The organism is Undibacterium sp. Di26W (assembly GCF_049340265.1).
Lineage (GTDB): Bacteria > Pseudomonadota > Gammaproteobacteria > Burkholderiales > Burkholderiaceae_D > Undibacterium.
The window spans coordinates 21,045-34,333 of record NZ_JBMPOR010000001.1; the positions used below are offsets into that span (position 1 = coordinate 21,045).

The 13,289-nt window shown below is 51.7% G+C and carries 10 protein-coding genes; 6 read left to right on the forward strand and 4 right to left on the reverse strand.

The window, feature by feature from the left end; translation table 11 throughout:
- Nucleotides 1–201 precede the first annotated feature (201 nt).
- The 5 genes from ACO0LM_RS00110 to ACO0LM_RS00130 all read left to right on the forward strand — a co-directional run bounded on the left by ACO0LM_RS00110 (nt 202) and on the right by ACO0LM_RS00130 (nt 6,499).
- Nucleotides 202–3,483: an amidohydrolase family protein gene (locus ACO0LM_RS00110; RefSeq protein ID WP_423033146.1), complete on the forward strand. Its 3,282-nt coding sequence runs from the start codon at nt 202–204 to the stop codon at nt 3,481–3,483.
- A gap of 234 nt (nt 3,484–3,717) precedes the next feature.
- Complete coding sequence (locus ACO0LM_RS00115; protein ID WP_423033148.1) at nt 3,718–4,911, forward strand: aromatic amino acid transaminase; 1,194 nt, start codon at nt 3,718–3,720, stop codon at nt 4,909–4,911.
- Nucleotides 4,912–4,964: 53 nt separating this feature from the next.
- Nucleotides 4,965–5,462 carry a hypothetical protein gene (locus tag ACO0LM_RS00120; RefSeq protein WP_423033150.1) on the forward strand — a complete coding sequence of 166 codons (498 nt, stop codon included), beginning with the start codon at nt 4,965–4,967 and terminating at the stop codon, nt 5,460–5,462.
- Between the two features lie 92 nt (nt 5,463–5,554).
- Complete coding sequence (locus tag ACO0LM_RS00125; RefSeq protein ID WP_423033152.1) at nt 5,555–6,070, forward strand: hypothetical protein; 516 nt, start codon at nt 5,555–5,557, stop codon at nt 6,068–6,070.
- A gap of 81 nt (nt 6,071–6,151) precedes the next feature.
- Entirely contained in the window at nt 6,152–6,499 is a 348-nt protein-coding gene (locus tag ACO0LM_RS00130; RefSeq protein WP_422982084.1) for a hypothetical protein, read from the forward strand.
- A 32-nt stretch (nt 6,500–6,531) separates the two neighbouring features.
- Here ACO0LM_RS00130 and murI read toward each other — a convergent pair whose 3' ends face one another.
- The 3 genes from murI to ACO0LM_RS00145 all read right to left on the reverse strand — a co-directional run bounded on the left by murI (nt 6,532) and on the right by ACO0LM_RS00145 (nt 9,610).
- Nucleotides 6,532–7,392: a glutamate racemase gene (murI, locus tag ACO0LM_RS00135; protein ID WP_423033154.1), complete on the reverse strand. Its 861-nt coding sequence runs from the start codon at nt 7,390–7,392 to the stop codon at nt 6,532–6,534.
- Between the two features lie 27 nt (nt 7,393–7,419).
- Entirely contained in the window at nt 7,420–8,940 is a 1,521-nt protein-coding gene (locus ACO0LM_RS00140) for a fumarate hydratase (RefSeq protein WP_423033156.1), read from the reverse strand.
- Between the two features lie 70 nt (nt 8,941–9,010).
- Nucleotides 9,011–9,610, reverse strand: coding sequence for a TIGR00645 family protein (locus tag ACO0LM_RS00145; RefSeq protein WP_422982078.1), 600 nt, complete (start codon nt 9,608–9,610; stop codon nt 9,011–9,013).
- A gap of 371 nt (nt 9,611–9,981) precedes the next feature.
- Here ACO0LM_RS00145 and acs point away from each other — a divergent pair, with 371 nt between their 5' ends.
- Nucleotides 9,982–11,988: an acetate--CoA ligase gene (acs, locus tag ACO0LM_RS00150; protein ID WP_423033158.1), complete on the forward strand. Its 2,007-nt coding sequence runs from the start codon at nt 9,982–9,984 to the stop codon at nt 11,986–11,988.
- A 188-nt stretch (nt 11,989–12,176) separates the two neighbouring features.
- On the opposite strand, the gene ACO0LM_RS00155 is transcribed toward acs, so the two are convergent.
- Nucleotides 12,177–13,040, reverse strand: a complete 864-nt coding sequence (locus ACO0LM_RS00155; RefSeq protein WP_422982074.1) for an AAA family ATPase — start codon at nt 13,038–13,040, stop codon at nt 12,177–12,179.
- Nucleotides 13,041–13,289 lie beyond the last annotated feature (249 nt).

The window sequence follows — 13,289 nt, forward strand, 5'->3', positions numbered from 1 at the left end:
GGTGACAGCTTGTCATAGGGAACTTTTTGCCTGAGGATGCATCTGAAACGATCTGGCTGATATGCTTTGGATATATTATTGCCTGTCATTATTGGCTATCAAAAAAGCCAATAAGAGGCACATAAGAGGCACATAAGATCCAAATAAGAGCCAAAGAAAAACCAGATCAAAACCAGGTAAAAACTAACGAGGGGGAAGTGTATGGGTGTTTCACGACTATTGCCGGTGGCATGGGCTGTCATGCTGTGTTTGCCGGCATTGGCGGCAGAACCAACTGCCAAGCCGGATGCAGAGAAAAAGAAATGGGATGTCAATCATCCTCCTGGCGAAAGCAGAACAGTCAATATCGACACGCGCAGCGGCACCTGGATGAGCGTGGATGTCAGCCCCGACGGCAAACAACTGGTCTTTGATCTGCTGGGTGATTTGTATACGCTGCCGATTGCTGGCGGCGAAGCGACGGCGCTGACCCATTCCATGGCCTGGGAAATGCAGGCGCGTTTTTCACCTGACGGCAAGCAGATTGCGTACATGTCTGACGCTGGTGGTGGTGACAATGTCTGGGTCATGAATGTTGATGGCAGCAATGCGCATGCGGTCAGCAAGGAAGACTTTCGTCTCTTGAATAACCCGGTCTGGCATCCGAACGGCCAATATATTGCAGCGCGCAAGCACTATACTGGCACCCGCTCATTGGGGTCTGGTGAAATCTGGCTGTACCATCAAAGCGGTGGTACTGGCGTGCAGTTGAATGAAAAGCCAAACTGGCAAAAAGATCTGGGTGAGCCGGCATTTTCGCCGGATGGACGCTATGTCTATTATTCGCAAGACACTACACCTGGCACTTCCTTTGAATACAATAAAAATTCCAACGGGCAGATTTACCAGATTTTCCGTCGCGATATGCAGGATGGCAAGGTCAAGGTCCTGGTCAGCGGCCCCGGTGGCGCAGTACGTCCGGTTCCTTCGCCAGACGGCAAATACCTGGCGTTTGTACGCCGCGTGCGCAACCAGTCCACCTTATTCCTGAAGAACTTGCAGACCGGTGAAGAGGTCGCAGCCTGGCCGGAACTGGAACGTGACATGCAGGAATCCTGGGCCATACAAGGTGTTTATCCAGCGTTTGCCTGGATGCCCGGCAGCAAGGAAATCGTGGTCTGGGCCAAGGGCAAGATCTGGCGTCTTGATCCGTTCTCTAACAATTCTCACAAGGCTGTGGAAATTCCTTTCCATGTGAAAGACACGCGTGAAGTCCGTGATGCCCTGCGTTTCCCGCATGAGGTTGCGCCTGATCAGTTTGATGTGCATCAGTTGCGCTGGGTGAATGTGGCACCGCAGGGCGATAAAGTCGTGTATTCGGCACTGGGGCATATCTATGTCAAAGACTTGCCAAATGGCACGCCGCACCGTCTGACGACGCAAAATACCCATTTTGAATTCTTCCCCAGTTTTTCGCGCGATGGCAAATCAGTGGTTTTCAGTAGCTGGAATGATGAAAAACTGGGTTCAGTCAGGGTGATGGATCTGGCCAGCGGCAAAGAAACCGTGGTCACCAAGGCGCCAGGCAAATATATACAGGCGCGTTTTTCACCGGACGGCAAGCAAGTCACCTATGTCAAAGCCAAGGGTGGTTTCCTGACCTCACCCTGGTTTGGGATGGAGACGGGCGTCTTTCTGGCAAGCGTCGATGGCAAATCCGAGCCACGCCTGCTGACGGACGAGGGCAGTGCCCCCCAGTTTGGCAAAGATAGTGACGCCGTGTATGTAACACGCACCCAGTATACCGGTGAGGTTGACTGGACCACTTTGCTGGTACGGCTGCCGCTGGACGGCAAGCCTGAACAACCTGTGGCAAAAAGCGAATTTGCCGGTGAATTTGCGATTTCGCCAGATGGTGAATGGCTGGCATTCGGTGAGCGTTATCATGCCTATGTCACACCGTTACCGCTGGCGGGCAAGGCCGTTACCATAGGGCAGAAGATGGATGCCTTGCCAGTCAAACAGCTGGACGTGAATGCCGGGCAGTATCTGCACTGGTCGGGTGACAGCAAGCGCATTCATTTTTCTTTGGGTGATGAATTATTCAGCCGCGACCTGAAAGACGCCTTTGCATTTGTACCCGGCGCACCGGCTGAATTGCCCAAACCGGCGGAGCAGGGCGTCAAGATAGGTTTCCGCCAACAGGCCGACAAGCCCACCGGTCTGACGGTGATTTCCGGTGCCAGGATAGTCACCATGAAAGGCGATGAAGTGATTGACGATGGCCGCATCGTCGTCAGGGATAATCGCATAGCCAGCATAGGTAAGGCCAGTGATGTGGCCATGCCCGATGGTGCCATTCAGATAGATGCGAAAGGTAAAACCATATTGCCGGGGCTGGTTGATGTGCACTGGCATGGCGGTATGGGGGAAAGTGGCATTATCCCGCAGCAAAGCTGGGTCAACTATGCGTCGCTGGCGTTTGGGGTAACGACTATCCACGATCCTTCCAACGATACCGGCGAGATCTTTACCCAGAGTGAATTGCAAAAGGCCGGGCAGGTGTTGGGGCCACGCATCTACTCGACCGGTACCATACTGTACGGTGCCAAGGGTAATTTTGCCGCCATCGTGAATAACCTGGATGATGCCTTGACGCACCTGAAGCGCCTGAAGGCAGCCGGGGCAATTTCGGTGAAGAGCTATAACCAGCCACGACGCGAGCAACGCCAGCAAGTCCTGGAAGCGGCACGGCAGACACAAATGATGGTGGTGCCTGAAGGTGGTTCATTATTCCAGACCAACATGACCATGGTGGTCGACGGCCACACCGGCGTTGAACATGCTTTGCCCGTCGAAAAAGTGTATGACGATGTCCGGCAATTATGGTCACAAACCCAGGTTGGTTACACGCCTACACTGGGGGTTGCCTATGGTGGCCTGGATGGTGAACACTATTGGTATGCGCACACGGACGTATGGAAACATCCTTTGCTGACCAGATATGTTCCCAAATCGTTACTGGAACCGCGCAGCGTCAGGCGTGAAACTGCACCGGAAGAAGATTTCAATGTCCTCAGGGTCGCAGAAACGGCAACCTCATTGCAGCGTGCTGGTGTGCCGGTCAATCTGGGTGCGCATGGCCAGCGTGAAGGATTGGCTGCCCATTGGGAACTCTGGACCCTGGTCAAAGGTGGCATGACACCGATGGAAGCGATACGCAGTGGCACCATCAACGGTGCGCGCTATCTGGGGCTGGACAAGGATGTGGGTTCGCTGGAAACCGGCAAGCTGGCAGACTTGATGATCGTCGATGGTGATGTGTTGAAAGACATACGGGTGTCAGACCGTGTCAGCCATGTCATGTTGAATGGGCGCTTGTACGAATCAGCGACCATGAATGAAATTGGGAAAACACCTAAAACCCGCAAGCCTTTCTTTTTTGAGGGTAAAAACGGTGGTGATATGCCAGTAGAAGCCGAGGAACACTCGCACGGGCACTAATCACATTGCTGTGCGGTAATTGATGCTGCCACCTGTGATAGGTGGCAGCATTTTTTATGTCGGTTTGAATCAGAAAAATACAGTTTTCACTGACGTGAGAGGGCAGCTGTATCCTAAGCTGAAGGTGGCTTGTGTCACAATAGCGGTATGACGCACATTGTCAGTGCATGTTATTTTGGTGAAAATGCAAGCAATGCCGCTTTGATTTTATGTCCAACCATCTGGAGTTTTATCATGTTTCAGCACGTCGAAGCCTACCCTGGCGACCCCATCTTGTCCCTGAACGAGGCGTTTGGCAAAGATCCTCGTTCGAACAAGATCAATTTGTCCATCGGTATTTATTTTGATGATGCTGGCAAGATTCCCATGCTGCCTTCCGTCCGCGCAGCAGAACACAAGGTGGTGGCCGATGCCGGTGCCCGCCCTTATTTGCCTATGGAAGGTGCGGCCAATTTCCGTACAGCAGTTCAGCATTTGCTGTTTGGTGCCGACAATGCGGCGGTCAAGGCTGGCCGTGTGGTGACTATACAATCGGTCGGTTCCAGTGGTGGCCTGAAGGTTGGTGGTGATTTCATCAAACGCTATTTCCCTGAAAGTAGCATGCTGGTCAGTGACCCCACCTGGGATAATCACCGTGCCGTATTTGAAGGTTGTGGCCTGACGGTCAAAACCTATCCGTACTATGATGCCGCGACTGGCGGCCTGCGTTTTGATGCCATGCTGGAAGCTCTGAAAGGTGCAGCGAAAAAAAGCATCGTCTTGCTGCACGCCTGCTGTCATAACCCTACCGGTGTTGATTTGAGCAAGGCACAGTGGCAGCAACTGGTGCCTGTGCTGAAAGAGCGTGAATTGATTGCCTTCCTGGATCTGGCGTACCAGGGTTATGGTGATGGCATTGAAGAAGATGCCTACGCCGTGCGTCTGCTGGCGGATGAAGGTTTGAATTTCTTTGTCGCCAACTCTTTCTCCAAGAGCATGAGCTTGTATGGTGAACGTTGTGGTGCACTGAGTGTGGTGTGCCCGGACGCAGCACAGGCCGTGAATGTATTGGGACAGTTGAAGGCAACGATACGCCGCAATTATTCCAACCCGCCTTTGCACGGTGGCCAACTGGTGGCGCGAGTTCTCAGCGACCCTGAACTGCGCCCTATGTGGGAAGCTGAAGTGGTAGCCATGCGCGACCGTATCCAGCTCATGCGTCATAAATTGCATGATGTACTGAGCGCCAAACTGCCAGGCCGTGATTTCAGCTACTTCCTGACCCAGCGTGGCATGTTCAGCTACACCGGTCTGACGGCAGAACAATGTGATCGCCTGAAGGAAGAATTTGGTGTCTACCTGGTGCGTTCTGGCCGCATGTGTGTTGCCGGCTTGAACACTGGCAATGTCGAAGCAACGGCCAGTGCCATTGCTGCAGTGCTGGCTTAAGCTTTTGCAGGCCCTTGTTCTCTGTGTGGGAATGAGGGCCGTCTGAATTGAAAATGCGACTGCGTCCCCTCATTTTCCTGTTTGCCTGCCTTAGCTTTTCTGCCAGTGCAGACACGGTCTACAAAACCTATGTCAATCAGCGCTACGGGTTTGCGATTGATTATCCCGATTATTTGCAGCCGCAGGGTGAGGCGGCCAATGGCGATGGCCAGGTGTTTTTGTCAGCAAAACAGGATGCCGAACTGAGAGTGTATGCGCGCGCCTGCATAGAAGAATGGGACACCACGCCTGCAGAGTTCCTTGCCAAAGCAGAAAAAAATAAGACCAAGGATGCCAGGCAAATAACTTATCATGCCAAGGGCAAACATTTTGCAGTTGTCTCTGGTATCCAAGGTGGCAATAACGGTGGCAACAACGGCCAGCAGATTTTTTACGAGAAATTGATGACTGATGGAAAATGGTGCAGTCTGTTTCAATGGACTTATGCCAGCAGCAATCGTGAAAAATATGATGCAGCCACGAAACGTATTGCGGCTTCTTTCTCTCCTTAAAATAAAACCACCTGGCAGTATAAGTAGTTTGGTTGAAATTGCATTCCATGATGTTAAGATAAAGTTTTTGACAGCATGAAATGTGGAGAGCCATGAAGCGGACTACAAGTATCCTGTTATTGACGCGTTTATGGCTGCTTGGCCTATGCATGATGCTGGCTGCCTGCGCCACGCAACTGGCCCCAGCCTATGATAAAACTGTGGTTGCTGGATTGGCTGCCGCCAATACCGATACCATGATCCTGTTTGCCAGTGCTTCAAATGGTACGGATAAAAGCAGCTTCGCCAGTCGTGCTGATCAATATAATTCACTCATAGGACGGCTGGACGCACTGAGTCTGCAAGCCGGTGCCCGCCCCATGCCAAAAAACAAAGTGACCGATGCCATCAATCGCGCACTCGACAAGCGCGGCAGCACGGGCATGATAGATGATGACAGCACGCCACCCAGTGCCTATGCGATCAAGAAAGTCTCGGACACCCTGGGCAAAATGCGCGATACCGACCGCAAGCAAGGTGTGACAGTCTATGAGGTGCTGGCATTCAAAGGCCAGGCCGTGATCTATCTGGATCAGGCCATCACTTACGAAAATTTCTTGCAGCGCTAATTTGTTGTGCTGATTTTGCAGCGCAACTTGCAGCGCAACTTGTAGAGATAACTTGCAGTAATATGCAAAAGGAAGAACATCATGTCACTTGATCTTGATCAACTTGTCGCCGATATGCAGGCTGCGGCCACAGGCGTTTTACAAACCGACGTGACTGCCTTGCGTGGCTTCACCCAGCAGCAGTTAAAAGCCATTGCACAACAAGCAGGGCTGGTAAGCACCGGCATATTAACCAAGCAGATTACCCCGGAAACCCAGCAGTTTTTCCTGGACGGTTTAGAAGACATGGCCCTGAGTTTTGCAAAAACCTTGCGCGGCTTGCTGATGGTGACCATAGAAAAGGTCTGGAATGCGGTTGTTGGTGTGCTGTGGAGCGCCATTTCCAAGGCAACGAATCTGGTGTTGCCGGCACCGGTGATGAGGCAGTAAGTTTTTGTGATCCAGGGTGCAAGTGCTGAAGATCAGGTATTTAGCGCTGCCATGCGGACATCCTTGGGCGCGATGTTCAGCCATTTTGCACAGGCCTGCTGTAAGCGTTCAATATTGCCACTAGCGTAGGCTGTAAAAGCAGGTTTTACATCAGTGTTCATGTCCAGCCCACGCTGTACTAACAGGCGTTGCAAGTGCAGGGCGACCGCCTGGCCGGTATCCACCAGTTGCACTGCTGTGCTGCCAGCGACATGCTGGGTCATAAGTTTAGGTATAAGTTCGGGTATAAGTTCACGTATGAGATCGGCAACCAAGGGGTAATGCGTACAACCCAGCACTAGGGTATCGGCATTGGCATCCAGTAAAGGTGTCAGGTATTGTTTTAGCAGGATGCGTATCTGTTCTGAATTGATATCCGCTTTCTCAATCTGATCAACCAGGCCAACACAAGCCTGCGAAATAAATTCAACCCCGGTTTCTACACTTAACTGCGTGCGCAGGCGCTGGTATTTATCGCTTTGCAGGGTGGAGCGTGTCGCCAGGACGCCGACGGTTTTGGTCTGGCTGAGCAAGGCTGCAGGTTTCAGACCGGGCTCCATGCCGACGATAATCAGTTCGGGATAATGCAGACGCAAATGGGCAATGGCAGCAGCCGTCGCCGTGTTGCAGGCGATCACCAGGGCCTTGATCTGTTGGCTGAGCAAAAATTCTGTCACCGCGATACTGCGTTCGAGTATCAGCACCGCAGATTTATCGCCATAGGGCGCAAAACCGGAATCGGCCACATACAACAGAGATTCATTCGGCAATGTCTGTTGTATGTGCCGTAAAACTGACAGGCCACCAATTCCGGAATCAAACACCCCTATAGGCGCAGAGGTTTCGTGTGTCATGCAGGGGTGTTCATGTCAGGTACGTACTCAGGCACTGACCGGGATAATGCCGATTTTAGCCTGCCATTCTCTAGGGCCGGTATTGTGGACAGATGTACCTGTGGAATCAACAGCAACCGTGACTGGCATGTCGACGACATCAAATTCGTAAATGGCTTCCATGCCCAGATCAGCGAAACCAACTACGGTAGCTGATTTGATTGCTTTCGATACCAGGTAAGCGGCACCACCGACTGCCATCAAGTAGGCAGACTGGTGTTTGCGTATGGATTCGATGGCGACCGGGCCGCGTTCTGCCTTACCTATCATGGAAATCAGACCGGTTTCTTCCAGCATCATATCGGTGAATTTATCCATGCGGGTAGCTGTCGTCGGGCCAGCCGGACCAACTGCTTCATCACGTACAGGGTCAACCGGGCCGACGTAGTAAATCACGCGGTTGGTGAAATCGACAGGTAACTGCTCACCTTTGGCCAGCATGTCTTGAATACGCTTGTGAGCGGCATCGCGGCCGGTCAGCATTTTGCCGTTCAACAGCAGGGTCTGGCCTGGTTTCCAGGACGCGACTTCTTCCTTGGTCAGGGTATTCAGGTCTACGCGTTTGGATTTTTCTGTATCAGGTGCCCAGCTTACATCTGGCCAGTCAGACAGTTTTGGTGGTTCGATATAGCTGGGACCAGAACCGTCGAGTACGAAATGCGCATGGCGGGTCGCCGCGCAGTTCGGGATCATGGCAACGGGTTTCGATGCGGCATGGGTAGGGTACATGTTGATCTTGACATCGAGTACAGTAGTCAAGCCGCCCAGGCCTTGTGCACCGATGCCAAGCGCGTTGATTTTGTCGCACAGTTCAATACGCAATTCTTCGGTCTTGTTTTGCGGGCCGCGTTGCTTGAGTTCATACATGTCGATGTCATCCATCAGGGATTCTTTCGCCATCAGCATGGCTTTCTCGGCGGTGCCGCCTATGCCTATGCCCAGCATGCCAGGAGGACACCAGCCCGCGCCCATGGTAGGTACGGTTTTCATGACCCAGTCAATCAGGGAATCAGACGGGTTCAGCATGACGAACTTGGTTTTATTCTCAGAACCACCGCCTTTGGCTGCGACTTTGACATCCACCGTATCGCCAGGTACCAGTTCCATGTGCACGACAGCCGGTGTGTTGTCCTTGGTATTTTTACGTTCGAAGTGCGGGTCGGCGACGATGGAGGCGCGCAGCTTGTTGTCCGGATCATTGTAGCCACGACGTACGCCTTCATTCACGGCATCGATAATGGAGCCGCTGAAGCCTTCAAAACGCACGCTCATGCCGATTTTCAGAAACACATTGACGATGCCGGTGTCCTGGCAGATCGGGCGACGGCCTTCGGCGCACATGCGCGAATTGGTCAGAATCTGCGCAATGGCATCCTTGGCGGCCGGGCTTTGTTCTGCCTCATAGGCGCGCGCCAGATGGGCGATATAGTCGGCTGGATGATAATAACTGATGTACTGCAGCGCAGCGGCTACGGATTCGATCAGATCGTCTTGCTTGATGACTGTCATGATATGGCTCTTGGCTAGGTGAAGGAAAACGGTATATCTCTAAGTATGGAGGCGCGCAATATTCTGTACTTTAATGCTTACTGGCTGCTTGCGCAGTTTGGGTCATGATCCGGTCGCAATGTGCAATGGCCAGCGCAGATAACAAAAACACCAGATGTATGCCGGTCTGTGCCAACACGACATGCGGCTCATAATTGCCTGCATTGATGAAGGTCTTCAACAAATGGATAGACGAGATGCCGATGATCGCCATCGCCAGTTTGACTTTCAGCACGGATGCGTTGACGTGCGACAGCCATTCTGGCTGGTCAGGGTGGCCATCCAACCCCAGGCGGGATACAAAGGTTTCATAGCCACCAATAATGACCATGATCAGCAGGTTGGAAATCATGACCACGTCAATCAGGCCCAGTACCACCAGCATGATGGTAGTTTCAGTCAGCTTGGTCGGTTTGACGCTGCCGGTAGCAACGGCATCGACGATATGTTTCAGGGCTGCTTCATTGCCCATGGCGGCACCGATCAAATCGACCAGTTCAACCCAGAAATGAAAGACGTACACGCATTGTGCGAGTATCAAACCCAGATACAGAGGAAGTTGCAGCCAGCGGCTGAAAAAAATCAAGCTGGCAAGAGGGGAAAGTTTTACTGGAGATTCTGGTTTTGACATGTTTACAATCTGCTTGATGGGCAACAGGGGAACGCGTGATGTAAGGCAAAGCGATATTTTACATGGCCCGGCAGGGCTCGTGTGGTAAGGCTGAAATGTTCAGGATGTAGTGGCAATTGAATGGTATCTTTGTGGTATTATTTTCCATAAAAGCAACCGTAAGGCCTGAGTAAGTCTCCAAGTTTAAGGTTGGCGTGTGTAAAAACTACTTTGTGCATGGCAGCTGTGCTGATCTGACGCCTATACTGAATGCAGAATGGGTCATGAAGGCTCGCCGGAGTGCGTGAAATGACTTATCGATCGATAAGAATTTTGTGCTGGCTCAATGGTAGTGATGATTTCAATCAAACTATAACAAGTTGGAGATACAAATGTCTGACCTTAATGCTGCTCAAAATGCTGCTCAACACGAAGGCAAAGCCGAATCCCGCATTTTCTATCCACCTGCCGCTTTTGCCGCCAACGCCGCTATCTCGGGCATGGATGCTTACAATGCATTGTGCCAGGAAGCCGAACAGGACTATGAAGGCTTCTGGGCCCGCCTGGCGCGTGAAAATCTGCACTGGCACAAACCTTTCCAAACCACACTCGACGAATCAAATGCGCCGATGTACAAATGGTTTGAAGATGGCTTGCTGAATGTTTCCTACAATTGCCTCGATGTGAATCTGCAAAATGGCAATGCTGACAAGGTCGCACTGATATTTGAAGCGGATGGTGGCGATGTCACCAAAGTCACTTACCAGGAGCTGCATCAAAAAGTCTGTCAGTTTGCCAATGGGCTGAAATCATTGGGCATAGTCAAGGGTGACCGCGTCGTTATCTACATGCCGATGTCGGTAGAAGGTGTTGTTGCCATGCAGGCCTGTGCCCGCATAGGTGCGACGCATTCGGTGGTGTTTGGTGGTTTTTCTGCCAAGTCGCTGCAAGAACGTATTGTGGACGTGGGTGCAGTGGCAGTCATCACGGCGGACGAACAAGTGCGTGGCGGTAAACATCTGCCACTCAAAACCATTGTGGACGAGGCACTGGCACTTGGCGATTGTGAAAAAGTAAAGAATGTCATTATTTACAAACGCACTGGCGGTAACATCAAGGTCGCCGCAGGACGTGATTTGTGGATGCATGAACTGGTTGCCACCCAATCTGCAGTCTGCGAACCTGAATGGGTCAGCGCCGAACATCCCTTGTTCATCCTGTATACGTCCGGTTCCACCGGCAAGCCAAAAGGTGTGCAGCATTCGTCAGGCGGTTATCTGCTGTGGGCGATTCTGACCATGAAATGGACCTTCGACATCAAGCCAGCAGACGTGTTCTGGTGTACTGCTGACATCGGCTGGGTCACTGGCCATACCTATATTACCTATGGTCCGCTGGCCGCGGGCGCAACTGAAATTGTGTTTGAAGGTGTGCCTACCTTCCCGAATGCAGGCCGCTTCTGGAGCATGATAGAAAAACACAAGGCGACTATTTTCTATACCGCACCAACGGCTATCCGCTCCCTGATCAAGGCGGCTGATGGCGATGCAGCTATCCATCCGGACAAGTTCGATCTGTCTTCACTGCGCCTGCTGGGTTCCGTCGGTGAGCCTATCAATCCCGAAGCCTGGATGTGGTATTACAACCATATCGGCCGTGGCAATTGCCCGGTCGTTGATACTTTCTGGCAGACCGAAACCGGTGGCCACATGATGAGCCCATTGCCAGGTGCGACGCCGCTGGTGCCAGGTTCCTGTACCTTGCCTTTGCCTGGCATTATGGCCGCGATTGTGGATGAGACAGGCCATGATTTACCAAACGGGCAGGGCGGTATTTTGGTGGTGAAACGTCCGTGGCCATCGATGATACGTACCATCTGGGGTGATCCTGAGCGTTTCAAGAAGAGTTATTTTCCGGAAGAATTCGGTGGCAAGGTCTATCTGGCGGGCGATGGTGCCATCCGCAATAAGGATACCGGCTACTTCACCATTACCGGCCGTATTGATGATGTGCTCAATGTTTCCGGACACCGCATGGGGACCATGGAAATTGAATCGGCACTGGTCGCCAATCCGCTGGTTGCCGAAGCTGCCGTGGTCGGTAAACCAGATGAAACCACCGGTGAGGCTATTTGTGCTTTCGTGGTTCTGAAACGTTCACGTCCTACCGGCGAAGAAGCGAAACAGATAGCAACAGAATTGCGCAACTGGGTGGCGAAAGAAATTGGACCAATTGCCAAACCCAAGGAAATCCGTTTTGGTGATAACCTGCCGAAAACACGGTCAGGTAAAATCATGCGTCGCTTGTTGCGTGTGCTGGCAAAGGGCGAGGAAATTACCCAGGATATCTCTACGCTGGAAAATCCGGCCATCCTGGAACAGTTGAAGCAGACGCAATAACTATTCTGAGATTGTTCTGAGCAAGATGAAGCATCAAAATATAATGACAGGATACTGACAGCAATCGCACAGACGAAGCATTGGTATAAATACCGGTAATATTAAAAAGGCACTGCATATCCAAAGATATGGCAGTGCCATTTTTTTATTCGATAATGCTGGGAGTGTTGATTAGATCAGCACGTTGTTTAGCGATTGGTGCGTGACATGAAGACCAGGCGTTCAAACAGATGCACGTCCTGTTCATTTTTCAGCAGGGCACCGTGCAGCGGTGGGACAATGGCTTTATTATCCTTGCTGCGCATGGCTTCCAATGGAATGTCTTCAGCCAGCAAGAGCTTCAGCCAGTCTATGAATTCTGAAGTGGATGGTTTTTTCTTTAAGCCGGCCACATCACGGATTTCATAAAAAGTCTGCAGGGCTTGTGCCAGCAAATCCGATTTCAGTTTCGGGAAATGCACGTCGACGATTTTCTGCATGGTTTCCTTGTCAGGAAACTTGATGTAGTGGAAGAAGCAGCGACGCAGGAAGGCATCTGGCAATTCTTTTTCATTATTCGACGTGATGATGACCAGTGGGCGATGTTTGGCCCTGACCATTTCACGCGTTTCATAGACATAAAATTCCATGCGATCGAGCTCGCGCAACAGGTCATTCGGGAATTCGATATCGGCCTTGTCGATTTCATCAATCAGCAATACCACCGGCTCGTCGGCTGTAAAGGCCTGCCACAGTACACCCTTGATGATGTAATTGTGGATGTCCTTGACTCTTTCATCGCCGAGTTGTGAATCGCGCAGGCGCGAGACGGCATCATATTCGTACAGACCTTGCTGGGCCTTGGTCGTGGATTTGATATGCCATTGCATCAGCGGCATGTTGAGGGCGGCGGCCACTTCTTCGGCCAGCATGGTTTTGCCGGTGCCGGGTTCGCCCTTGATCAATAGCGGGCGCTGCAGACTCAGGGCTGCATTCACGGCCAGTTTCAGGTCATCGGTGGCGACATAATTATCGGCACCGTCAAAGCGTAAATTATTAGGGACTTGCGTCATGGTTTGTACCCGGAATTTATATTTAGGATTTACGCAAAACCACACAGGTGGCCACGCACGAATAACATGCATTGCGTCATAAAACTGTTTGAAGAGTATAAGCCAGAATTTGCCCTCTTGTGAACGCCTGTTCTTTTTTTGCGAAAGCAATCGCGATGAAAGTCTGGAGCGCGCATGAAAAACGCCATGCCGGATTGCATAAATGCAGCATTTTCATCTTTCAACAGATAATAGAGGGCAGGTTTTTTG

Excerpts from the sequence above, each read along its gene's own strand:
- ACO0LM_RS00115 (WP_423033148.1), top strand. The coding sequence starts at position 3,718 with ATGTTTCAGCACGTCGAAGCCTACCCTGGCGACCCCATCTTGTCCCTG.
- ACO0LM_RS00120 (WP_423033150.1), top strand. The coding sequence starts at position 4,965 with ATGCGACTGCGTCCCCTCATTTTCCTGTTTGCCTGCCTTAGCTTTTCT.
- ACO0LM_RS00140 (WP_423033156.1), bottom strand. The coding sequence starts at position 8,940 with ATGACAGTCATCAAGCAAGACGATCTGATCGAATCCGTAGCCGCTGCG.
- ACO0LM_RS00125 (WP_423033152.1), top strand. The coding sequence starts at position 5,555 with ATGAAGCGGACTACAAGTATCCTGTTATTGACGCGTTTATGGCTGCTT.
- ACO0LM_RS00145 (WP_422982078.1), bottom strand. The coding sequence starts at position 9,610 with ATGTCAAAACCAGAATCTCCAGTAAAACTTTCCCCTCTTGCCAGCTTG.
- ACO0LM_RS00110 (WP_423033146.1), top strand. The coding sequence starts at position 202 with ATGGGTGTTTCACGACTATTGCCGGTGGCATGGGCTGTCATGCTGTGT.
- acs (WP_423033158.1), top strand. The coding sequence starts at position 9,982 with ATGTCTGACCTTAATGCTGCTCAAAATGCTGCTCAACACGAAGGCAAA.
- ACO0LM_RS00155 (WP_422982074.1), bottom strand. The coding sequence starts at position 13,040 with ATGACGCAAGTCCCTAATAATTTACGCTTTGACGGTGCCGATAATTAT.
- ACO0LM_RS00130 (WP_422982084.1), top strand. The coding sequence starts at position 6,152 with ATGTCACTTGATCTTGATCAACTTGTCGCCGATATGCAGGCTGCGGCC.
- murI (WP_423033154.1), bottom strand. The coding sequence starts at position 7,392 with ATGACACACGAAACCTCTGCGCCTATAGGGGTGTTTGATTCCGGAATT.